A 21,731-nucleotide genomic window follows, 5' to 3' on the forward strand; every position below is an offset into this window, starting at 1 on the left:
GCTTGATTTATTGTGTAAAACAACACAACCCTCCCTTATTTTAGTGGACGATAGGAATTGTAATGAAACTGCTTATTCAAAGAGCAAAACAAGCCAGTGTGACCGTGGCAGGAGAGTTAATTGGCGCGATTGATCATGGTCAGCTTGTGTTGGTGGGTATTGAAAAAGCCGATACCGAAATGGACTTGCAACGCTTAGCCGACAAACTACTAAAATACCGCATGTTCAGTGACGAAGAAGGAAAAATGAACCTGAATGTAAAACAAATAGACGGGGGGATATTGCTTGTCTCTCAATTTACCTTAGCCGCGGAAACAAAAAAAGGCTTAAGACCGGGTTTTTCAACCGCCGCCGTACCAGCCGAAGCGGAACGATTATTCAATCTCTTCGTCGAAATGGTGCGCAAACAACATGACACTGTAGCAACAGGGCGCTTTGGTGCCGACATGCAAGTGAGTCTAATCAACGATGGTCCCGTTACCTTTATGTTGGATTAGGGTACAGTTTTTTAAAGGTAACCAATGTAATTATTTATTTGTTATTAACCTTTGAGCCATGGAGAGGTAAATCTTGTCAGATAACACACTCACCTATTACAACCAAAATGCAGAACACTTTGCTAACTCAACTCGATACATTGATATGTCAGAGCTTTATCAGGCGTTTTTACCTTATATAAACACTCAGGGTCTCATCCTCGACGCAGGGTGCGGGTCCGCTAGGGATGCGGCTTATTTTAAATCACAAGGCTTTAACGTCAATGCTTTCGATGCCAGTCAAGAATTAGCTGAATTGGCAAGTGCTTACCTACAACAAGAGGTTGAGGTTAAAAGGTTTCAGGAACTGGATGAGAAGAACTTATACGATGGTATTTGGTGCTGTGCCAGTTTATTACATGTCCCAAAAGAGGCGCTTTTAACGGTGTTCCTAAATTTAGAAACGGCACTGAAAAATAATGGCGTGTTGTATGTGTCTTTTAAATACGGCACACACGAAAGATTGCATAATGGACGAGCCTTTACAGATTTAAATGAGGAAGCGTTAGTTACATTATTGGATGAATTACCACAACTAAGTTTGATTAAAAGTTGGCAAACAACCGATCAACGGCCTGAGAGGGATTCTGAAATATGGCTGAATGCACTGATAAGAAAAGCCAGTAATACATGAGTAATATCATGAAGCAGCAGCTTGATTTTATTGCTTACATTCAAAGGATGTTAAACGAAGGTGACTTTACGGCAACCTACAAGTTTGCGTTACTTCACGCCATTGCCGACGTATGTGTAGAGCAACCAATAGCAAGAGAACAAAATGAGTTAGTCATACCTTTGCCTACATTAGCTGAAAAATTGATTCTATTATATTGGCATCATGCTGTGCCTTTCTCATCAGAACACACAGGGGAAAAAGCGCTACTGAAACAAAACGCTGGTGCTCAATCAAAAGTTATTTCCGTACTGTATGAGTGCCAACAAAATAATATCCGTAATTTACGGCAATTAAAGCAAAGCTCATATTGGAAAACCGCGTTTAATGCCGCGATGGCAACGTTAAAAACCGGTCCCCTTTGGCGTTTGCAAATATTAGCGAAGCAAGAAGAATGTTTCTTGTACCCTCATACACGCCATTCTCAATTTATAACGTTAAATACGGGTATTTCAAATTGCTTTAGACGTTTTTATGATCTAGTTGTCTATCTTGCAAAGAATGCATGGTTACAAAAAATTCAAAGTATTAAGCAGAATCAGTCCCTTATTGGTCCACAAAGTCAATTACATGACTTTTTATTTGGTACTGACCGCACTGTATTAGTAAAGGCCAAACCTATTTTGGTCGAGTTACAAGAAAACCTGTGTTTTTATTGTAATAAGCCAATGAATAATAGTATTGAAATCGATCACTTTATTCCCTTTTCGCGATACACCAACGATCTTGGACACAATTTTGTGGCGGCTCATTCGGTTTGTAATAACAACAAGCGAGATTATTTAGCGGCGCAGTACCATAGGGAGAATTGGCAGCAACAAAATTTAGTTTCTTATGCTGACACCATTACGAGTGAATTGAGTCATTATTTTTATTGTGATGTTGATACGTCATTAGCGGTGAGTAATTGGGCTTATCAAGTAGCTGAAGAGAATGGCTCTAAATTATGGGTTGGAGTAAAAGATAGGTTTATAAACTTCAAATCTTCTGCAGAGGTTATCTCTTTTCCTGAGATGAGTGCTACTAAAGATCAATTTCATGAAGTCTTAACGTCAGAAAAAACAAACCGTAATCTAGTAGATAATACTCAAGAAACATTGCCTTATTACCCTAACTTAAAGATAGCGTGCGGGCATTTCAAAACAGGGGACGACAGTGATGTTGAATATATGGATGTGCCTAATTGCATTGGGGTGAGAATAGACCCTGACAATCACTTTTTAGCTCGAGCTTCTGGCCACTCTATGAATGGCGGAAAACACCCTATTCTGGATCGACAGTTATTATTACTAGAGAGAATTACACCTGATAAAGCGGGTTCATTACAGAATATAACGGTAGCCATTGAACGTCATGACATAGGAGGGGAAAGCCAATACTTATTAAGAGATGTAAAAAAAGTCGCTTCAGGTAAGTATCTATTAGTAGCTAAAAATCCAGATTATGATGATTTGCTTGCTGACGACAATATGAGAACTTTTGCTCGTTTGAAGCATGTATTTTTAGAAGAAAGTTGAAATCCTCTAGTATTTATTAAGGTAAACATTGTGGTCATGTCGTGTTGCCGATCGTTATTATTAGAGTTATCGCTTAAATTTGGAAGGCCAGATGTAATATAAAAAAAGAGACTCAAGGTCTCTTTTTTTATATTTGTAGTCATGGCTTCTATGAAGCCGCTGGTGTCTCAGCGGTTTCGTTTTCATCGTCATTAACAGGAACGGAGCGTCCCGCAATTAGCCCCACTTCAAATAGTAACCACATAGGAATAGCGAGCAAGGTCTGTGAGAAGATGTCTGGAGGCGTGAGTAGCATCCCCATTACGAAACAGCCTAGAATGATATACGGGCGTTTTGCTGAAAGAGATTTAACGGTTGTGATTCCTGCTTTAATGAGTAGGTAAGTGGCTACCGGTATTTCGAAAGTAGCACCGAACGCAAAAAAGAGTTTCAATACAAAGTTCAAATAATGATTTATGTCCGTCATTACGGTTACTTCACTTGGGCCAATAGACGTAAAGAACCCAAAAATTAATGGTAAGACGACGTAGTAAGCGAAAACAACGCCAGCATAGAAAAGAAAAATACTTGAAATTAATAACGGAATCGCGATTTGTTTTTCATTCTTATAAAGTGCGGGCGCTATAAAAGCCCACGCTTGGTATAAGGTAAAGGGAACAGACAACAAGACGGCAATGGCAAAGGTAAGTTTTAAAGGGGCCAAAAATGGAGAGGCAACCTCGGTAGCAATTAAAGAGCTTCCTTCTGGTAGCAATAATCTTAAAGGTTCGGACACCATTAAATAGAGGTCATTTGCAAAAACATAGAGACCGAGAAATAGAACCAAAATAACAATAACTGTTTTTAATAAACGATTACGTAACTCAATTAAATGCGTAACTAAGGGTGTTTGAGACGCGGTATTGTTATGACTCATTAGAGAGGCATCCTGTCATGAATGTCTAATAAATAGAATTTAATTTTTTTCTGTTTGTAACGTCTTATCCGATACCATTGTTTCTGAGGAACTGGACGTTTCAACCTTGGCTTCTTCAGCTACTTGTGAGGCTGTGTTAACTTCCTCTATAGCGTCAGGTATTTGATTATTCGCTGTTTCAGGTAAGGGCGTTATCGTATTTTGAATGGCATTGGTTTCGGCCATAATACGATTATTGGTTTCCTGAATTTTTTGTTGTAGCTCTTCTTTGTCTAGTTGTTCATTGATTTCTCGTTGAACAGTACCAATGCTCCGTTTTATTTTTCTAATCCATAATCCCGCCGATCTTGCAGCGTGAGGCAACCTTTCAGGGCCTAAAATAAGTAGGCCCACAATAAAGACGATGAGGAGCTCTGAAAAGCCTATATCAAACACAGATTATGCGCTCTTATCTTTTTTATCATCTTCAATGACTTTAGCTTGAACATCGGCTTTTTTCTCGTCATCTTGCTCGTCTTTGTTTACCGCTTCTTTAAAGCCTTTCACGGCACCACCTAAGTCAGAGCCTAAGTTTTTTAATTTCTTAGTGCCAAATATAAGGATGAGAATGGCTAAAACGATAAGAAGTTGCCAAATACTAATTCCACCAAGCATATTATGTTTCCTATTTTGATCGACTGGCTTTTTCTTCAAGGCCAGATAAGTTAAATCGACGAGCTAACTCATTTAGGACATCTTCAGGGCCTAAATCTAAATGAGATAACATCACTAAAGTGTGGAACCAAAGGTCTGCCGTTTCGTAAACAAGGTCTGTCTTGTCTTCAGATTTTTGGGCGTCTTTTGCGGCCAGAATAGTTTCAATACTCTCTTCGCCCACTTTTTCTAAAATCTTATTTAAACCTTTTGCGTGTAAACTGGCTACGTAGGATGAATCCGACGGCGCTAATTTTCGTTGCTCAAGCGTTTTCGCTAGTTCGGTTAAAATATCGGTTTTCATTATACTCTCTCAAATATTACGGTTTTAATACTAACAGGTATATTCCTGCAATAAAAAGCCCTAAACTCATTATATCTGCACTTGCTAGATGTTTTAGTGCCATAGGGTCTGAGACTATCCAAGCGCTAATGATGCTTAATATGCCTAATACCTTAAAAGGTGTGTTGCGACGATTACGCTTAAGCTCTTTATTCAAGTTCATGAGTGCTTGTGTTTGCGCTATGGCTCTTTCTTCCTGCTTACTTGCTTGAGACAGGGCACTGTAAATTAGGTTTGGGATTTGAGGGAGTTGACCAGCCCATTCAGGTGCTTGCTTTTTGATTTCATCGAAGACTCTTTGTGGGCCAATTTGACGCTTCATCCATCGTTCTAGAAAAGGTTTAGCGGTTACCCATAAGTCGAGATCTGGATACAGCTGTCTGCCTAAACCTTCAATATTCAATAGGGTTTTTTCTAATAGTACGAGTTGCGGCTGCACTTCCATATTAAAACGTCTTGCTGTCTGGAAGAGCCCAATTAATACTTGTCCAAAAGAAATATCTTTTAATGGTTTGGCAAACATAGGTTCACAAACACTGCGTATGGCCGTTTCAAAGGCATGAACTGGCGTGTTCTTTGGTACCCAGCCACTTTCTACGTGTAATTGTGCCACCATGCGATAATCTCTTTCAAAGAAAGCGAGTAGATTACGTGCTAAATAGTTTTTATCTTCATCTGTGAGGCTGCCCATAATGGCACAATCAATCGCGATGTATTTAGGTGACTCTGGATTGCTTGGGTCGACAAAAATGTTGCCGGGGTGCATGTCGGCATGAAAGAAGCTGTGATCAAACACTTGAGTAAAAAATATTTCTACGCCTCGTTCTGCAAGGCACTTCATATTCACTTTGGCGTTATTTAAATCGTTAATGTTGGCAACAGGAATGCCTGAAATGCGTTCGATAACCATCACATTATCGCGGCAGTAATCCCAATGGACTTGCGGTACATAAAGCAAATCAGATTCATGGAAATTACGCTGTAATAGACCTGTGTTTGCCGCTTCTTTAGCTAAGTCTAGCTCATCAAGAATGGTGTATTCGTAATCACTGACCACCTCTACAGGTTTAAGTCTGCGACCATCTTTGCTGTATTTATTGAGAAGCTTTGCAAGGCTATACAAAAGACCGATGTCTTGTTTTATGGTGGATTCAATGTTTGGGCGAATAACCTTAATAACAACGTCTTCACCTGTTTTAAGGGTGGCCGTATGTACTTGCGCGATTGACGCTGATGCGAGTGGGGTTAAAACGAATTTGTCGAACAGTTGGTCTATTGGTGCGCCTAATGCCTTTTCAATAATAACTTGAGCATCTTCTCCGGAAAAGGGTGGAACCCTATCTTGAAGTTTGGCTAACTGATCCGCTAAATCGTCATCGAGCAAATCTCTTCGGGTGGATAATAGTTGACCGAATTTGACGAAAATAGGCCCAAGAGATTCTAACGCTAGGCGTAAACGTTCACCTCTGGAGCCTTGTAGGTTCTGCCTACCTAAAGTGGATAGTGCACCAAAAGTATACTTTAGAAACCAGGGTAGCTTATCAATAGGGATAAAAGTGTCGAGTCGGTAGCGAATGACGACGTTAACAATACGTCCTACTCGTTTAAGGTTTTGCCACATAATTAATATTTGAATCCTTTGTGTAGAGCGACAATACCACCAGTTAAGTTTTGATAGGACGTACGTTCAAAGCCTGCTGAGTCCATCATGTCTTTTAATGTTTCTTGATCTGGGTGCATACGAATAGATTCGGCGAGATAGCGATAACTCTCTGCATCATTGGCGATAATTTGACCCATAAAAGGCAATAATCTAAATGAGTATTGGTCATAGATTGTAGAGAGGCATTCTGACTCGGGTTTAGAAAACTCTAAAATGAGCAACCTTCCGCCCGGTTTCAGTACGCGATACATAGACTTTAAGGCTGCGTCTTTATCGGTTACGTTTCTTAAACCAAAGGCGATTGTGATGCAGTCAAAAGTATTATCAGCGAAAGGCAAGGATTCGGCATTGGCTTGAGCAAATTTTACATTGCCTACGACACCTTTATTGGCCAATTTATCGCGGCCAACTTTCAACATTGAATCATTAATGTCGGCAAGAATAACTTGCCCTGTAGAGCCGACCAAGCGGGAAAATCTTAGTGTCAAATCGCCGGTACCACCAGCAATATCGAGCACTTTATTGCCCGCTCTTACGCCTGACTGATTGATGGTATGCATTTTCCATAGGCGATGGATTCCTCCAGACATTAGGTCATTCATAATGTCATATTTGGCGGCAACCGAATGAAAAACTTTGGCGACAGCCTCCACTTTTTCATCCGTGGGGATCTCTTTGAATCCAAAGTGCGTCGTGTTGTTTGAAGGTTCTTGCATAACGAAACTTAATCCCGTGTTTGTAATGCGTTCATGCCTTGCTAAAAGACCAAAAGAGGAACGCAAATTTTAAAAGTTAATAAGTAAATAATCTTAATAGGATACCTTAATCCGCTTATGAATCAGATAGCTATTTTATCTTTATGAGATAACCTTGAATTAAAAAGGATCTCTGGTTCAGTCTGAGAGAACATCACTTAACTCTAGAGAACACAGCTTAACTCTAGAGAACACAGCTTAATTCTAAGAGAACACAGCTTAACTCTAGAGAACACAGCTTAATTCTAAGAGAACACAACTCGGTTTCGACCTTGTTCTTTTGCCTGGTACAGGTTTTTATCCGCTCTTTCGAACAGGGCTTCATGGTTTTCGTTCTCTTGTAATAGAGCCACACCTATAGATATGGTGATAGGAACGGGTTCACCTTGAACATTAAATGGCATCTTTTCAACTGCTTGGCGAATGCCTTCCATTTTTGTTTTAGCGGCACTAAGAGAGGTATTGGGTAATAAAATAACAAACTCCTCACCCCCATAGCGAAATGCCATGTCTTTTTCTGTGAGTGCGCTACGAATCTGCCTAGGGAGTAATCTTAATACTTTATCCCCAGCCAGGTGGCCCCAAGTATCATTTACACTTTTGAAGTGGTCAATATCACACACAGCAAGAGCCAACTGGGTGTTGGCTTTTTGATTCATATTACAAATAGGCAATATTGAGTCTTGGTAGGCGGCTCGGTTTGGAAGGTTCGTTAAACTATCGGTCATCGCTTGTGCAAGCTTTTGCTGTAAGCTGAGTCTGAGCGTTGAGGCGTCTTTTTCCATTCTACTGACTTTATTTCTTAAGTGGGAAATGGAATGACTTGCTTGCTTTTCTTGTTCCTGCATCTGCTTTTGGTACTGATCCATTGTTGATGAAATGGTGCCAAGCTTTGCCTCAATTAGGCTTTTTAAATTACCTAAATCTTTTGCTTGTAATGCTGCGTTTGATGTTTCAGAAACGTGTTTTCTTAATTCAGAGTTTAGATCTTTACGAGTGCTCGTTAATGTTCTCTGGCTTTTATAGCTGGTTACTATACCGGCATTGATCGAGGCGAGCTGAGAATTTAACTGGCTTAAATAAGACGTTAAATCTTGCTGGTTTTTGCCCAGGGCGATCATGGCTAAGTTAGTGGTTTCTGCCACCATTTTGGGGATGTGTTCTAACTCTTTCGAATCGCTTAAAAAAATTTTCACGTCACTTATTTGGTCATCAAAATTTTCTGGCAGCGATAGGTTATCTAACAGTGAGGTTAAGGTTTGAGACACATCCAGTAAGACACCTGAAATATTCTTTTCAGCAATGGAGCTTTCTTTCCCATTTTTGGAAAATAACTTTTTAAAAAGCGAGCGTTTTTCATTTTTAGCGTCATTGTTCGCTAATAAAGTGGCCTCAACCAAAGAAAGTGAAGACTCTACTAAATCAGGCCAGTGAGGGACAGATTGCCATTGGCTGCGTATTGTCGTAAGTAAGTCTTTTTTCTGTTTCTGAGGGACAGTGTGGTTTGGGAGTCGTTCTAGAAGATCGATTAAATCATGAAGAACATCTCGAAATTTCTTCGCTCTGAAATCTCGTGCTTCGTCGGCTTTTATTAGTTTTGGTTCAGATTCTTTTAACACAGTGCTGATGGTAGTAGCATCTGAGTTTGACGTGATCGTTTGTCGAATTTCTTTTAATGCCAGATCCAGCTGAGGGTCCATCCCTTCTGCCATCATACTGGTTCTAGAGACGGCTTTACGAAGCGTTTCTATCAGCTTAATTGTCGCTGGATCTGACATTTTTCCTCACTTAAACTACATTGTTTTGCGTTCTTGTTCTATTAGGTAGTCAACAACATTATAGATGTTATTACTACCATTTGCCGTCTCCGCGGTCACTAAATATTTACCGTTAACAATTAAACCTGGAACGCCACGAGCGCCATAGGCTCTGATTTTGGCATCGGCTTGCTTCAAACGGCTGTTTACGGCGAAAGAATTGTATTGTTTTTTGAATTCATCTTCACTTACACCATATTGCGCAAAAAATTCCGCTAAGTCATCTTCTGAATTTAGACGACGTTTGTCTAAATGTATAGCATTGAACAAGGCTGAGTGTGTTTTATCTAATACATTCAGAATATCCGCAACATGATACGCTTTTGCGTGAGCTAGCCAGTTACGGCCAAATACGGCTGGAGTGAACTTGAAGTCTACGTCTTCTGGCAGGTCTGCCGACCAAGCTTCTGTTAAAGGCTCAAGCGAAAAACAATGTGGGCAGCCATACCAAAAAATTTCGATGACTTCTATTTTGTCAGGCGATGCGGTTCGTACAGGTGATTTGATAAGAGTGTAGCCATTGCCTGGGCTGTAATCGGCAGCGATAGCGAGTGAAGGTAAAACAAAAGCGAGTACGAAGGATAGGAACAGTTTTTTCATTAAATTCTCCAGGTAACATTCATAAATCAGAAGGGTAATCATTATTTATAAAATTCTACCTAAAATAGGATGTTCAAGAGTCATTAATCGTATGTGTTTTCGTTAACTTTACGTAATGTTTACGGCAAACACTCTTAATAGTCTTTCTTTTAAGAGTGTTTGTCTATCAATACAAGATGGCTAGAGCTGGCGCCGTCTAGTAAAGGCCTTGAATATAGCTAGAAACGGCTTCAATTTCATTATCATTCATTTTAAAGGCGATATCACGCATGATATTGGCCGGATCATTTGCTCTTTCACCTTTTTGGAACATTTTTAGCTGAGACTTGGTGTAGTCAGCATGTTGACCGCTGAGTGATGGGAAAGCCGCTGAATCAAGGCCTTTACCGCTTGGTCCATGGCACGCTGTGCAAGCCGGAACACCTGTTTTAGGGTTGCCTGAACGATACAGTGCTTTACCAGCTTCTACTAAAGCGGCATCGGCTTGACCAACAACAACAGCGTTGCTTGCAAAGTAAGCGGCGATGTCGGCTAAGTTTTGATCTGTTAGGTTGTCAAGCTGTCCGGCCATCTGTGCAATTGGACGAGTACCGGATTTGATATCATTCAGTTGTTTAAGAAGGTATTTTTCTTGCTGACCAGCAAGTTTCGGGAAAGTAGGCGCAAGGCTGTTTCCGTCCGCTGCATGACAGGCTGCGCAAGTTGTTACCAATTCTTTTCCAGCATCGGCATTGCCTTGAGCCATTGCTACTGATGTTGCGCTCACTGCGACCAACATACCTACTAATACTTTTTTCATTCACTGCCCCTGACATATCAAGAAAAATGCATTTATTTTGACTGGCATGACAAAACAAACACGATATATGACCCGTATATTTACCTACTGCAGTAGACTAATCAAGAAGTACCGAGTTAAAGCATGGTAAATAAACAATTTAATAGGCATTATATACAACCAAATGAAAAACGTGAACGCTAATCAGACTCTATTGACGAATATCAACTTATGACACCCTTTGATCCTATTTTTCACTCAGCTTATTTTATCAAAAGTGCTGAAAAACTCTCTCAATGTCCAATTGACCAAGGTTTGGAGGTTGCTTTTGCTGGGCGCTCCAATGCTGGCAAGTCAACGGCCTTAAATACACTGACTGACCAAAAGAAATTAGCAAGGACTTCAAAAACGCCAGGGCGAACACAATTAATTAATTGTTTTGGCCTAAATGTGGACGACAGGCGTTTAATTGACTTACCTGGTTATGGGTTTGCAAAAGTCCCTGTGGCGATGAAAATTAACTGGCAAGCCCACATGCAAGACTATCTTATGAATCGACATTCATTAGTGGGTTTTGTCTTAGTGATGGACATTCGCCACCCATTAAAAGAATTTGATGAATTAATGCTAGATTGGGCTCAGGCCAATAAAATGCAGGTTCATGTTCTGTTGACTAAGTCGGATAAATTGAAGCGCGGACCCGCTAAATCAACCATGTTACAAGTTCAAAAGAATCTAAACGAAAGAGGGGTGATCGGCTCGGTGCAAACCTTCTCTGGTTTATCTGGTGATGGACTTGATGCCCTAAGAAATAAGTTGGGTGAATGGTTGGAATTAGGCGCTTTTACTAAAGCCGCCAAAGCCGAAGGGTAAAACCTCACATCCTTGTTTACATAACCCCAGTGAGATTTCGTTGCCACTCTACTCAATTTCACTGGGGAAGGCCGTAAACTATTGTGGTATTAGGTATTCCGTTAAGTAAGTATCAAAATCCAATGTGTCTGCTGCTTCTATAGCATGCTGTTTTTCAAATGACTCTTTTGCTTGGTTGGCAAAGAGAGTCTCTTCTTCTTTGGATAATGGCGTATTTAACCATTCTTGTTGTTGATCTTTGGCCAAAGCTAGCATGGCTTCTTTATAACCGCTTGCTTGTTCCGCTAACGAAACTATTTTATTGGAGGGTAACGCCGCCGGTGTTTTAAATGCCTGCACTTTCTCTTCAATTGCGTTTACGTAGTGTTCATTGCCTGTGTGTTGGCTTAAAAAACGGGCGACAGTTTGCAATTTTTCTAATACATGTAGACCTTGATCCTTTATCAGCACATCACCCTTGCCGAAATCAAAAAGATAGTTCTCATCTCTTCCGTGTGTGGCAATTTCTTGTTGCAGTTCTCTTAACGCGTGGCACTCTTCTTCACGCAATTCATGATCGCCATCTAGCATGCAAAAGACCAAGAAAACATCGATAAAATAGAGCGTATTCTTTGACATTCCGATAGGGGAGAAAGGGTCGATGTCCATGATCCGAACTTCTATATACTCAACGCCACGAGATTGTAATGCCGTACTCGGGTGTTCTCCAGACTGAGTAACGCGCTTTGGCCTTATGTCACTGTAGTATTCGTTTTCAATCTGCAAAATATTTGTGTTTAGTTGATTGTATACCCCATCCGTTTTTAAGCCTATTTGTTGGTATTTTGGATAAGGCGTTTTCAATGCTTGTTTTAGTGTGTCAATGTAAGTGCTCACTTTGTTGTAACACACAAATAAATCAGCTTGCGCATTGTTTTGATACCCAAGATCACTCATTCTAAGTGAGGTGGCGTGTTGTCCATAATAAGTGTTCTCGCCAAGCATATTGAGTTTGTCCGTGCCTTTCTGGAAAAAGCTCTTATCAACCGCTGGTGATGCCCCAAATAGATAGGATAGTAGCCATGAGTTGCGTCTAAAGTTACGAATTAGAGCGAAATAGCTATCGGATTTAAAAACTTGTCGTGCTTCTGGGTTGGCTGAGCCTGTTTTGTAGGTCTGTAAAAAATCCCAAAAATCTTCATCGAAAGAGAAATTGTAATGCATACCGGCGATGCATTGCATTATGCGACCATAGCGATTGGATAAACCTTCTCGATATACACGTTTTAATTTGCCAACATTGGATGACCCATAATCGGCGATGGGAACATCTTCATTATTTTCTAAATAGCAAGGCATACTTGCTGGCCATAAGCATTCACCTTGCTCTGCTAACGTGTGATTAACGAAATGGTGAATCGTTGTTAATTCAGACATCACACCCTCAACATTTGGGTGCACACCAGTAATAAATTCCATTAACGATTCTGAGTAATCTGTGGTGATCGCGTTATGGGTAAGTGCCGAACCCAGTTTTTGAGGGTGAGGCTGATGAGAAATACGACCGTTTAATTTATTAACCCTCAGTGCTTCGCGTTCAACACCTCGGTGGAAAGTAAGTGGTGTTGCTTCTTTGTTCTGTTGACAGAACGCATCGAGTGCCGTTAAAGCGGTGGACAGCGAAGTAGTCAAATCATATTCCTTTTACGTAAGGCATTTTAATAAGGGTTTTTCTGATTGTACTCTTGTGTTATTCGGTGCGGCAAGAGTGCAGCCTACCGCTTTCACAATCATTGCAGATTATGGAAGATAATTTGCCTGAATGTCGGTCTATTTAACTTGCTAAAGTCGCTCATTCAATAATACAAAATAGAATGACAAGACTATGTTTAGCTGTATTGATGTTTAAGAAAGAGAGATGAGGAGGGTAAAAGGGTATGATAAAAGCCCTGTGAAAGTACCTGCTACTTAGTAGCAGGTACTTTCATGAGAAGAGCGTGTTTGCACTATTATAATCGCATCTCGATGCCGGCGGCCTGCATCGTTTCTTTCGCTTCTTGGATGCTGTATTCAGCAAAGTGAAAAATACTGGCCGCGAGTACCGCATCCGCCTTGCCTTTGATGACACCATCAACTAAATGCGCTAAGTTGCCAACGCCTCCAGATGCAATGACTGGAACATGGACGGCTTCACTGATGGCGCGCGTCACACCAAGATCAAAACCGTTTTTTGTGCCATCTCGGTCCATACTGGTTAATAGTATTTCGCCTGCACCATATTCAACCATTTTCTTGGCCCACTCAACCGCATCCAGTCCTGTTGGTTTGCGGCCACCATGGGTAAAAATTTCCCATTTGTCGGTCTCACCTTCTGCGCTGACCTTTTTTGCATCGATGGCCACCACAATACATTGAGAACCAAAGCGTTGAGCCGCTTCGCGCACAAATTCAGGGTTAAATACAGCCGCGGTATTGATGCCTACTTTATCTGCGCCTGCATTTAACATACGTCGTATGTCATCACAAGTTCGGATTCCACCGCCTACAGTCAAAGGGATAAAGACTTGGCTCGCAATGGCTTCTACCATATGGACCGTTGTTTCTCTATCGTCTGAACTTGCGGTGATGTCTAGAAAGGTGATCTCATCTGCGCCTTGTTCATCATAGCGTTTAGCGACTTCTACAGGATCACCAGCATCTCGAATATCTAAAAATTGTACGCCTTTAACGACACGTCCATTATCAACGTCAAGACAAGGAATTATGCGTTTTGCTAAGCCCATTTCTGGCTCCTAAAATCGTTGTAAAGAAACGGCGAAGTATTAATATGCTCGGCCGTTCCAATTGATAAAGTTTTTATAAAGCTGTAAACCGTCTTTGTGGCTTTTTTCTGGGTGAAATTGCACCGCAAAAACATTGTCTTTTGCAAGGGCTACGCAGAAGGTTAAGCCGTAGTCACAGGTGCCCGCCATTTCTTCTTTATTTTGGGGGACAACATAATAGCTGTGTACAAAATAAAAGGGTGCCTTGTCTGGAATGCCTTTCCATAACGGATGATCAATGGTTTGTGATACCTGATTCCAGCCCATATGAGGTACTTTTAATTTACGGCCATCATAGTCTTTGTGCGTTTCACCAAAGAAGAGTGCATTACCTTGGAAATGGTTAAGGCAATCAACCCCATTGTTTTCTTCACTATGGGACATTAAGGATTGGATGCCGACGCAAATCGCGAGAAAGGGTTTTTCAGCCATTGCTTTGCGAATACTTGGTACTAAGCCAGTTTTATGCATTTCACCAACACAATCACGAATTGCGCCAACACCAGGAAGAAGAACGCGATCAGCGGCATCGATAACCGCTGGGTCACTGGTGACAACGACGTGTGTATTTTCATCCGCCACATGTTCTAACGCTTTGGCAACTGAGTGCAAGTTCCCCATGCCATAATCAATCACAGCAACAACAGATTTTTTTGGGATAGTCATTGTTAAGCCTTTATAAACAACCTTTAGTAGATGGCATTTGTCCAGCCATACGTTCATCCACCTCTAGGGCCATGCGTAAAGCGCGACCAAATGCTTTAAAAATGGTTTCAGCTTGATGGTGGGTGTTTTTACCGCGTAAATTATCTAAATGCAAAGTGACTTTTGCGTGGTTAATAAAACCGTGAAAAAACTCAGAAAAAAGATCAACATCAAAGCCACCAACAGAACCGCGAGTAAAAGGCACATGCATTTCTAGACCTGGGCGCCCGGAAAAATCAATGACCACTCGTGAAAGCGCTTCGTCTAATGGCACGTAAGCGTGACCATAGCGCTTAATTCCTTTTTTATCGCCAACAGCAATATCAAACGCTTGACCAAGCGTAATGCCTAAGTCTTCGACAGTGTGATGAGCGTCAATGTGTAAATCACCAACGGCATGAATGTCCATATCTATTAAGCCGTGACGTGCTACTTGGTCAAGCATATGATCAAGAAAAGGAACCCCAGTTTCACAGTTGAACTTACCTGTTCCATCTAGGTTGATGGTCACTTTGATTTGAGTCTCAAGAGTGTTGCGTTCAACACTGGCAATGCGATCGGACATGAATGAATTTCTCCGTGTTTAAAATAAGGATGGGTAAGGCGTTTTATACAAAATCGACAAGTTACCTACAATAATACCGACATTATAGAACGGAGCTCTCTATGCTTCTATCTTAAAGTGACTCTCTTTTGAACTCTTCTTGTGTTTGTTGGTGCAGAGGGCGTTTTCAATATGCTTTAATAAAAGAATAAGAAGGTAAGCTGACTCGACTGTTTTGAGGCATAAGCCTTCATAGATGCGTTTAATGATTAATGGAGAGTAAACATGATTTGGTTAAAGCGGTTAAGCTTAGGAATTGCAGCATTGGTAGCGTTGCTTGTTGCGGCCATTGTTTATGTTGTGGTTTTTATTGATCCGAACGACTTTAAGCAAGAGTTACAAACTGTTGCTAGTAAACAAGCTAATGTGACCTTGCGTTTAGATGGTGACATCAGTTGGTCGTTTTTCCCCTGGTTAGGCTTAGAACTGGCGGATGTTGGTGTTGCCTTAGGGTCTCAGCAAGAGTTGGTGAAGTTTGGCAAGGTTGAATTTGGTTTGGCTATCATTCCTTTACTAAGCCAAACGGTGCAAGTTGATAGAGTGAAAATTATTGATTTGGAAGCCAACCTTTCTGTTGATAAACAAGGCACGCCAAATTGGAGTACCAATGCTTCAGCAGAGGTTGCTACGGCCGAGCAGAATGGTTCTCCTGCAGAAACAGATGACAGTCAGGCATCAAAAGAGCCTTTCTCCCTGCCAAACATTCAACTCGATCAGTTACTTGTTCAAAATGCGCAACTGCAATATCGCGATGAACAAAACAATATGCTGTTAAAAACGGCGCTTGATCTAGAGTTGAATAATGTACGTTGGGATGAAGCTTGGCCGATGTTACTTGAGATCGCCGTGGAGAAAAGTGACTTAGCTGGGCAGGATAAAATGCAATCCACAGTCTCTTTAGGTGCAAACCTATCTATTTTCCCAGAAAAAGAAGCCTTTTCTTTAGAAGGGTTAACGCTCAAAACAGAGACGCAAGCGGAATTTTTACCCGTATCGCCTTTAGCCGCCTCTTTTATTGTGAAACAGGTGGATTTTGATTTACCACAAGAAAACGTCATTATTGAAAATGCAGAGCTGTCGGCTTTGGGGGCGTCGCTTTCAACCTCAATTAATGCCTATCAAGTATTAAGCGAGCCCGTTTTTGATGGTTCTCTTACACTAGATAATCTAAATCCACGTGATTTACTCAACAAATTATCGATTGCGTTGCCAGAAATGAGTGATGAAACGGCATTAACGCGCTTGTCTGCGGAACTCTCATTGTCAGGTTCAACCAAAAAAATACAAGTGAGTCCTTTTACGTTGAACTTAGATCAAACGACACTTAACACCATCGCGCAAGTGAATTTAGAGCCCTTGTATTGGGATATTGCGATCGAAGGTAATGCATTAGATGTAGATCGTTATTTACCTCCAAAGTCTGATTCTGTTGAGAATTCACCTAAAGAAGAAGAGGTCGTTGTTGCTGAAGCGGGCGCTGAAGTCGTGGAATTACTACCTGTTGAATTAATAAAGCAGCTTAATGGTCGCGTTAGCCTTGAGTTAAACGATGTCACTGTTTTGAATCTTAAGCTGGACTCTATTACCGCTAAGTCAACCCAATCGAATGGTTTGGTGAAACTTGAGCCATTAAATGTGGACTTGTATTCAGGCCGAGCCAAGTTGACCGCGAATTTAGATGTGCGTCAACAAACGCCTAAAATTAACGTGTATCCTGATGTGAAAAACATACAGATTCAACCCTTGCTAAATGATTTTATGGAATTAGAGAAAATAGCTGGTAGCACAGTGGTAAACGGTAACTTGGTACTTTCAGGTAACACGATTGACAGTTTAATGGCGTCATTAAGTGGCGATTTGTTGGTCGAAGTTAATGATGGTGAGTTAGTTGGAATGAACCTCACTAAAGCGGTATGTGAAGGCATTGCCGTAACGCGTAATGAATCTCTGGAGCAATCCTCTTTCGATGAAAATACCCCCTTTGAAAGATTAACTTTCCCAGCTCATATTGTGAACGGGGAAATATCTACACCGGGCTTAACCATTTCCGCCGTTACCCTAAAGGTCACGGGAGATGGTGTGATTTCATTGCCAAACTCGTCACTAGATTATCGTACGAATATCGCTTTTACTGGTAGTGGCTTGGATAATGCGTGTCGAGTTAAAGAAGTGTTTACAAAATTAGCGTTCCCCGTTGTTTGCAAAGGTAAATTCAGCGACGACCCGGCTGGTCTGTGTGCGCCTGATTTGGCCGGGTTTGGGAAGGTTTTTGCTGACCTAGCAAAAATTGAGCTAAACGCGAAGCTGGATGCAGAAAAAGCCAGAGCTAAAGTGAAATTGGAGGCTGAAAAAGCGCGCGCCCAAGAAAAGTTAGATGCAGAGAAAGCCAGGGCTCAAGAGAAACTTGAGGCTGAAAAAGCGCGTGCTCAAGAAAAACTGGACGCTGAAAAGGCCAGAGCAAAAGCGAAATTAAAAGAAGAAGAGGACAAAGCCAAAGAAAAATTGAAAGACAGCCTTAAAGGCCTCTTTGGTTGATCCTTCGTTTATTCAATAACTAACCAATTAAATGTAACAGTGCAAAAGGAAGGCTCGTCTTCCTTTTGCCGTGAGAGCCTAATGATCCCTGCTAAAAACTTCTCTGAACGTGTTTTATCCTGGTTTGACCAATATGGTCGAAAGAACTTACCTTGGCAACAGAACAAAACGCCTTATCGTGTTTGGATTTCAGAAATTATGTTGCAGCAAACACAAGTGACAACGGTGATTCCGTATTACGAGCGTTTTATGCAATCGTTTCCTAATGTTGAAAGCCTTGCTAAAGCGTCTGAAGACGATGTTTTAGCTCATTGGAGTGGTTTAGGGTATTACGCTAGGGCGCGTAACTTACACAAGGCGGCCAAGAGGTTAGTGGATGAATACGAGAGTGAATTTCCATTAACGGTTGAAGGGGTTTGTGAACTGTCTGGAATAGGGCGCTCCACCGCCGCGGCCATACTGTCTATTTCCAGAGGCGTCCAAGCCGCTATACTCGATGGCAATGTTAAGCGTGTTTTGGCGCGTTTTCATGCGGTTCCAACTTGGCCCGGTGAGAAAAAAACTGAGACTATGATGTGGGACCTTGCTGAGCAGTATGTACCTGCAGATAGGCCTGGCGACTTCACTCAGGCTATGATGGACTTAGGGGCTACTCTTTGTACCCCGTAGTAAACCTCAGTGTTTGTTATGTCCTATAAATGAGGATTGTGCCGCTTTACAGATAGGAGATCCAACGAATTTTCCTATTAAAAAAGTGAAAAAAGAGAAGCCCCACTAAAAATACAATCATGTTGATTCTACTGGACTCCAATAGCAATGTACTGCTAGAGAAACGTCCGTCGGTAGGCATTTGGGGTGGACTTTGGAGTTTGCCTGAGTCTAACGAAGAGGATCAGTTAGTAATGGAAACTGAGCAAAGGTTTCAGTGCCAACTTAGCTCAGCTAATCGTTTAACCTCCTTCCGCCACACCTTTAGTCACTATCATTTAATGATTCAGCCTATTGTTTTTGCCATGGGTATGACTGGAGCCGTTGCTGAAAGTACTAAATATCAGTGGTACTCAAAAGAGGTGGCTTTAACCTTGGGTCTGCCTGCGCCTGTGAGGCAAATCTTGGAAGAAGTGTTGTCTCATTAATTTGGTATTCACGTCAAATTGAAATATTTGTCTGGTGCAATATAAGGCATTTTAGTTAGGTTTCTTAAGGGTGAAATTATGTCTGCAGTATGGGAAGTCTTTATTCGCTTTTTTATCTTAGGGTGTTCCAGTTTTGGAGGGCCTGCGGCACATTTAGGCTATTTTTATAAAGAATTTGTTGAAAACCGACACTGGCTAACGAAAGAAAGTTATGCTCAGTTTGTTATGCTCAGCCAAGTGGTGCCAGGTCCTGGGTCCAGCCAAGTGGGTTTTGCCATCGGTTATCATCGAGGTGGTTGGTCTGGTGCTGTGGCGGCATTTGTTGGTTTCACATTACCCTCGGTCATTATCATGTTGTTATTTGTTTGGGGAAATAATGCCTTAGATGATAATGGTTTTTTACAATTTTGGGTCCAAGGGTTAACTTTATTGGCGACAGTGGTGGTGGCGGATGCCTGTTACACTATGTGGAAGCAGTTTTGTAAGAGTACAACCACGCGTATTATTGCTATTGCATCCATCGCTTTTCTTGCTCTGTGGTCATTTGGATACGGCACTTTAATCATGCTATTTATCACCGCACTAGTAGGAGGCTTTTTACCACTTAATGACAACAAAAGCGCGTCTGAATTGACCGATGTTCGTTATGCGAATACTGCGGGTATTGTGGCTGTTCTTTTATTTGTACTGAGCTTTTTTACATTTTCATCTTTGGCGATGAATGTGTTTTTTGACTATTACCAAGCCGGCAGTTTGGTATTTGGTGGTGGTCATGTGATACTGCCGCTCTTGCAAAGTGTTTTAGATCAACTTCCTGAAGAGGTGATTCTTTCTGGTTATGCTCTAGCTCAGTCGGTTCCTGGCCCTATGTTTACTGTCGCGACGTTTCTGGGGGGCATGACTGGTAGGGAGATGAGCGACCCCTTTGCATTTATGCTGCTGGGGGGGATGGCTTCTTTAGGGGTGTTTTTACCGGGCTTATTACTGATGTTGTTTGCTCAGCATCACTGGAAGCGGTTCTCGGCTATCCCGAAAATAAATGCGGCCATTGTGGCGTTAAATGCGTCTGTTGTTGGTCTATTGCTGTTTGTTTTTGCCACCGTTGTTTTGCCCCATAGTGTATTAAGTTTTGTGGATGGAATTGTGATGGTGTGTACGGGGGCTTGGCTGTTTTGGAAGCGTCCCAGTATTTTAGTGCTCTTACTGGTGCTTTCTTCTATCTCATGGTTACGCTACTGGCTGGCTTGATTTTCTTAACTTGTGCCCGCATTAAATAAAGTTATTGGTTATTATTTTATGTGTCACACATTGGTTGTTAAAAGGCGTTGATTATGGCAAATACTGTATTTTGTAAGAAATACCAAAAAGAACTGGAGGCTCTTGATCGTGCGCCTTTTCCTGGGGCTCGTGGGCAAGACATTATTAGCTCGGTTTCTAAGCAAGCTTGGCAGGAGTGGCAGACGCTGCAAACCATGCTAATTAATGAAAAGCAGCTCAATATGATGATGCCAGATTCAAGAAAATACGTTATGGAACAAATGGAGAAATTTTTTAATAACGAGCCAACAGATAAAGTAACGGGGTACGTTGATCCAAGTGATATTATTGAGCTTTAGCAAGTGTGTTAGATAATAAAAAAAGGAAGCGATCAAGGCTTCCTTTTTTATTGAGTCAAAGAGGAGGTTATTGAGTAACGAAGCTGGCAAACAATAAGTCAATCACAGGTTCTTGTCCCGTTTCTTCTTTCAGTGTTTCATTAAGTGCCACTAGCGCATCTTTCCGGCTCTGCTCACGCGCCAACGCCCCTTTAACGTGTTCGTCTTTTAACTGGCTCATAAAGATAACGATAGCGTCTCTAACTAATGGCATATTATCATCTATATAGCTTGCCAGCTCGGTTTTCGTCCTCAGTGTAATTCGGGTTTTAATATACTTAAGCTTACTTCCCTTCGAGCCATAATTGACGATAAAGTCAGGTGATAGCTCAATATAGACTGGAAGGCTAACGGCTTCTCCTTCCTCCTCTGCATAAGCGGCATTTAAAGCGAAAAAGCTCAAAATAAACGTCAGTAAAATGTAAGGTATTGTACGTTGTTTCATAAGGTGTCTCGTTTTAAGTCCAATTCTTTGTATACTACGCGCCTAATGAGCGTTATGTCAGTAGTTATTGACGTTTTTTTTGTTGAATTCCTTTCGCTAGGTTCTACATATTTAAGGTCATTTTTTTATTGTGAGGCAGTATATGTTGCAGTTTCTTTCTATAAGACGTTTTCATGGTTTGATTGCATTCGCGGCGTTTACATTGCTGGCGGTTGCTTTCTATATGGAATATGAAATGGGGTTAGAGCCATGCCCTCTTTGTATGTTACAAAGGATCATGTTTCTCGCCATTGGTGTTGTGTCATGTATTTCGGCGCTGCATAATTCTTTACGGGGATTCCGTCATTATTCCATTACAATCGTGGTTATTTCCTTATTGGGTGCGGGGTTATCAATCCGACATTTATACCTTCAAGGGTTGCCGGAAGAGCAACTGCCCGCCTGTCTGCCTGGTTTAAGCTATATGGTTGAAGTGTTTCCATGGCAAGAAATCATGTCCGCTATGATTATGGGAACGGGTGAATGTGGCGATGTTGTATGGACTTTTTTAGGGTTAAGCATCCCTGGTTGGACTTTAGTCGCATTTGTTGGCATGGCATTCATTAATATTATGATTGCACTCAAAAGTAACCGCACATAAAGCGATTGTTGTTAATGTGTAAACAGAGTATGTGAATCTCTTGCAG

22 protein-coding genes and 1 pseudogene are annotated in these 21,731 nt (G+C 41.4%); 9 read left to right on the top strand and 14 right to left on the bottom strand.

Translation table 11 applies throughout. The annotated features are described in order from the left end of the window. Positions 1-62: 62 nt before the first annotated feature. The 3 genes from dtd (at position 63) to IEZ33_RS02045 (ending at position 2,726) form a co-directional block, all read left to right on the top strand. Complete coding sequence (gene dtd / locus IEZ33_RS02035; RefSeq protein ID WP_191602074.1) at positions 63-497, top strand: D-aminoacyl-tRNA deacylase; 435 nt, start codon at positions 63-65, stop codon at positions 495-497. A 73-nt stretch (positions 498-570) separates the two neighbouring features. Further along, complete coding sequence (locus tag IEZ33_RS02040) at positions 571-1,170, top strand: class I SAM-dependent methyltransferase (protein ID WP_191602075.1); 600 nt, start codon at positions 571-573, stop codon at positions 1,168-1,170. A gap of 8 nt (positions 1,171-1,178) precedes the next feature. Next, positions 1,179-2,726, top strand: a complete 1,548-nt coding sequence (locus tag IEZ33_RS02045) for a S24 family peptidase (protein WP_206696892.1) — start codon at positions 1,179-1,181, stop codon at positions 2,724-2,726. Between the two features lie 148 nt (positions 2,727-2,874). Here the strand turns inward: IEZ33_RS02045 and tatC are convergent, their stop codons facing one another. From tatC to IEZ33_RS02090, 9 genes are all read right to left on the bottom strand, one after another. Continuing rightward, on the bottom strand, positions 2,875-3,642 hold the full coding sequence (tatC, locus tag IEZ33_RS02050; RefSeq protein WP_191602077.1) for a twin-arginine translocase subunit TatC: 768 nt from the start codon (positions 3,640-3,642) through the stop codon (positions 2,875-2,877). 39 nt (positions 3,643-3,681) lie between these two features. Next, positions 3,682-4,077: a Sec-independent protein translocase protein TatB gene (gene tatB, locus IEZ33_RS02055; RefSeq protein WP_191602078.1), complete on the bottom strand. Its 396-nt coding sequence runs from the start codon at positions 4,075-4,077 to the stop codon at positions 3,682-3,684. A 3-nt stretch (positions 4,078-4,080) separates the two neighbouring features. Continuing rightward, positions 4,081-4,296 (bottom strand): Sec-independent protein translocase subunit TatA, encoded by a 216-nt coding sequence (tatA, locus tag IEZ33_RS02060; protein WP_191602079.1) that lies wholly within the window; start codon positions 4,294-4,296, stop codon positions 4,081-4,083. 10 nt (positions 4,297-4,306) lie between these two features. Continuing rightward, entirely contained in the window at positions 4,307-4,639 is a 333-nt protein-coding gene (locus tag IEZ33_RS02065; protein WP_191602080.1) for a phosphoribosyl-ATP diphosphatase, read from the bottom strand. A 16-nt stretch (positions 4,640-4,655) separates the two neighbouring features. Continuing rightward, entirely contained in the window at positions 4,656-6,299 is a 1,644-nt protein-coding gene (ubiB, locus tag IEZ33_RS02070; protein ID WP_191602081.1) for a ubiquinone biosynthesis regulatory protein kinase UbiB, read from the bottom strand. Between the two features lie 2 nt (positions 6,300-6,301). Next, positions 6,302-7,057: a bifunctional demethylmenaquinone methyltransferase/2-methoxy-6-polyprenyl-1,4-benzoquinol methylase UbiE gene (gene ubiE, locus IEZ33_RS02075; protein ID WP_191602082.1), complete on the bottom strand. Its 756-nt coding sequence runs from the start codon at positions 7,055-7,057 to the stop codon at positions 6,302-6,304. 284 nt (positions 7,058-7,341) lie between these two features. After that, positions 7,342-8,874 carry a GGDEF domain-containing protein gene (locus IEZ33_RS02080; protein ID WP_191602083.1) on the bottom strand — a complete coding sequence of 511 codons (1,533 nt, stop codon included), beginning with the start codon at positions 8,872-8,874 and terminating at the stop codon, positions 7,342-7,344. Between the two features lie 15 nt (positions 8,875-8,889). After that, a complete protein-coding gene (locus tag IEZ33_RS02085) occupies positions 8,890-9,513 on the bottom strand; it encodes a thiol:disulfide interchange protein DsbA/DsbL (RefSeq protein ID WP_191602084.1) in 624 nt (207 codons plus the stop codon). Between the two features lie 196 nt (positions 9,514-9,709). Next, entirely contained in the window at positions 9,710-10,312 is a 603-nt protein-coding gene (locus tag IEZ33_RS02090) for a c-type cytochrome (protein ID WP_191602085.1), read from the bottom strand. Between the two features lie 210 nt (positions 10,313-10,522). Here IEZ33_RS02090 and yihA point away from each other — a divergent pair, with 210 nt between their 5' ends. Further along, on the top strand, positions 10,523-11,164 hold the full coding sequence (yihA, locus tag IEZ33_RS02095; protein WP_191602086.1) for a ribosome biogenesis GTP-binding protein YihA/YsxC: 642 nt from the start codon (positions 10,523-10,525) through the stop codon (positions 11,162-11,164). 78 nt (positions 11,165-11,242) lie between these two features. On the opposite strand, the gene gshA is transcribed toward yihA, so the two are convergent. The 4 genes from gshA to hisB all read right to left on the bottom strand — a co-directional run bounded on the left by gshA (position 11,243) and on the right by hisB (position 15,235). Next, entirely contained in the window at positions 11,243-12,835 is a 1,593-nt protein-coding gene (gene gshA, locus IEZ33_RS02100; RefSeq protein WP_191602087.1) for a glutamate--cysteine ligase, read from the bottom strand. 317 nt (positions 12,836-13,152) lie between these two features. Then, positions 13,153-13,926, bottom strand: coding sequence for an imidazole glycerol phosphate synthase subunit HisF (gene hisF / locus IEZ33_RS02105; RefSeq protein ID WP_191602088.1), 774 nt, complete (start codon positions 13,924-13,926; stop codon positions 13,153-13,155). Positions 13,927-13,965: 39 nt separating this feature from the next. Beyond that, positions 13,966-14,631 (bottom strand): imidazole glycerol phosphate synthase subunit HisH, encoded by a 666-nt coding sequence (hisH, locus tag IEZ33_RS02110; RefSeq protein ID WP_191602089.1) that lies wholly within the window; start codon positions 14,629-14,631, stop codon positions 13,966-13,968. Between the two features lie 10 nt (positions 14,632-14,641). Then, positions 14,642-15,235, bottom strand: a complete 594-nt coding sequence (gene hisB, locus IEZ33_RS02115) for an imidazoleglycerol-phosphate dehydratase HisB (RefSeq protein WP_191602090.1) — start codon at positions 15,233-15,235, stop codon at positions 14,642-14,644. A 264-nt stretch (positions 15,236-15,499) separates the two neighbouring features. Here hisB and IEZ33_RS02120 point away from each other — a divergent pair, with 264 nt between their 5' ends. The 4 genes and pseudogenes from IEZ33_RS02120 (at position 15,500) to IEZ33_RS02135 (ending at position 20,561) form a co-directional block, all read left to right on the top strand. Then, positions 15,500-17,809, top strand: a complete 2,310-nt coding sequence (locus IEZ33_RS02120; RefSeq protein ID WP_191602091.1) for an AsmA family protein — start codon at positions 15,500-15,502, stop codon at positions 17,807-17,809. 81 nt (positions 17,810-17,890) lie between these two features. After that, positions 17,891-18,945 (top strand): annotated as a pseudogene (mutY, locus tag IEZ33_RS02125) (A/G-specific adenine glycosylase). 78 nt (positions 18,946-19,023) lie between these two features. Further along, positions 19,024-20,193 carry a chromate efflux transporter gene (gene chrA / locus IEZ33_RS02130; RefSeq protein ID WP_191602092.1) on the top strand — a complete coding sequence of 390 codons (1,170 nt, stop codon included), beginning with the start codon at positions 19,024-19,026 and terminating at the stop codon, positions 20,191-20,193. Positions 20,194-20,276: 83 nt separating this feature from the next. Next, positions 20,277-20,561, top strand: coding sequence for an oxidative damage protection protein (locus IEZ33_RS02135; protein ID WP_191602093.1), 285 nt, complete (start codon positions 20,277-20,279; stop codon positions 20,559-20,561). Positions 20,562-20,628: 67 nt separating this feature from the next. On the opposite strand, the gene IEZ33_RS02140 is transcribed toward IEZ33_RS02135, so the two are convergent. Continuing rightward, positions 20,629-21,045 (bottom strand): flagellar basal body-associated FliL family protein, encoded by a 417-nt coding sequence (locus tag IEZ33_RS02140; RefSeq protein WP_191602094.1) that lies wholly within the window; start codon positions 21,043-21,045, stop codon positions 20,629-20,631. A gap of 142 nt (positions 21,046-21,187) precedes the next feature. On the opposite strand from IEZ33_RS02140, the gene IEZ33_RS02145 reads away from it, so the two are divergent. After that, positions 21,188-21,685, top strand: a complete 498-nt coding sequence (locus IEZ33_RS02145) for a disulfide bond formation protein B (protein ID WP_191602095.1) — start codon at positions 21,188-21,190, stop codon at positions 21,683-21,685. Positions 21,686-21,731: the final 46 nt, after the last annotated feature.

Origin of the sequence: Marinomonas algicola (assembly GCF_014805825.1) — a bacterium.
GTDB lineage: Bacteria > Pseudomonadota > Gammaproteobacteria > Pseudomonadales > Marinomonadaceae > Marinomonas > Marinomonas algicola.

What these genes read in the sequence shown, in the direction of transcription:
- IEZ33_RS02120 (WP_191602091.1), top strand. Translation starts at nt 15,500, where the DNA reads ATGATTTGGTTAAAGCGGTTAAGCTTAGGAATTGCAGCATTGGTAGCG.
- ubiE (WP_191602082.1), bottom strand. Translation starts at nt 7,057, where the DNA reads ATGCAAGAACCTTCAAACAACACGACGCACTTTGGATTCAAAGAGATC.
- yihA (WP_191602086.1), top strand. Translation starts at nt 10,523, where the DNA reads ATGACACCCTTTGATCCTATTTTTCACTCAGCTTATTTTATCAAAAGT.
- chrA (WP_191602092.1), top strand. Translation starts at nt 19,024, where the DNA reads ATGTCTGCAGTATGGGAAGTCTTTATTCGCTTTTTTATCTTAGGGTGT.
- hisB (WP_191602090.1), bottom strand. Translation starts at nt 15,235, where the DNA reads ATGTCCGATCGCATTGCCAGTGTTGAACGCAACACTCTTGAGACTCAA.
- IEZ33_RS02045 (WP_206696892.1), top strand. Translation starts at nt 1,179, where the DNA reads ATGAAGCAGCAGCTTGATTTTATTGCTTACATTCAAAGGATGTTAAAC.
- IEZ33_RS02135 (WP_191602093.1), top strand. Translation starts at nt 20,277, where the DNA reads ATGGCAAATACTGTATTTTGTAAGAAATACCAAAAAGAACTGGAGGCT.
- IEZ33_RS02090 (WP_191602085.1), bottom strand. Translation starts at nt 10,312, where the DNA reads ATGAAAAAAGTATTAGTAGGTATGTTGGTCGCAGTGAGCGCAACATCA.
- hisH (WP_191602089.1), bottom strand. Translation starts at nt 14,631, where the DNA reads ATGACTATCCCAAAAAAATCTGTTGTTGCTGTGATTGATTATGGCATG.
- IEZ33_RS02080 (WP_191602083.1), bottom strand. Translation starts at nt 8,874, where the DNA reads ATGTCAGATCCAGCGACAATTAAGCTGATAGAAACGCTTCGTAAAGCC.
- tatC (WP_191602077.1), bottom strand. Translation starts at nt 3,642, where the DNA reads ATGAGTCATAACAATACCGCGTCTCAAACACCCTTAGTTACGCATTTA.
- ubiB (WP_191602081.1), bottom strand. Translation starts at nt 6,299, where the DNA reads ATGTGGCAAAACCTTAAACGAGTAGGACGTATTGTTAACGTCGTCATT.
- IEZ33_RS02065 (WP_191602080.1), bottom strand. Translation starts at nt 4,639, where the DNA reads ATGAAAACCGATATTTTAACCGAACTAGCGAAAACGCTTGAGCAACGA.
- tatA (WP_191602079.1), bottom strand. Translation starts at nt 4,296, where the DNA reads ATGCTTGGTGGAATTAGTATTTGGCAACTTCTTATCGTTTTAGCCATT.
- IEZ33_RS02140 (WP_191602094.1), bottom strand. Translation starts at nt 21,045, where the DNA reads ATGAAACAACGTACAATACCTTACATTTTACTGACGTTTATTTTGAGC.
- hisF (WP_191602088.1), bottom strand. Translation starts at nt 13,926, where the DNA reads ATGGGCTTAGCAAAACGCATAATTCCTTGTCTTGACGTTGATAATGGA.
- dtd (WP_191602074.1), top strand. Translation starts at nt 63, where the DNA reads ATGAAACTGCTTATTCAAAGAGCAAAACAAGCCAGTGTGACCGTGGCA.
- IEZ33_RS02145 (WP_191602095.1), top strand. Translation starts at nt 21,188, where the DNA reads ATGTTGCAGTTTCTTTCTATAAGACGTTTTCATGGTTTGATTGCATTC.
- IEZ33_RS02085 (WP_191602084.1), bottom strand. Translation starts at nt 9,513, where the DNA reads ATGAAAAAACTGTTCCTATCCTTCGTACTCGCTTTTGTTTTACCTTCA.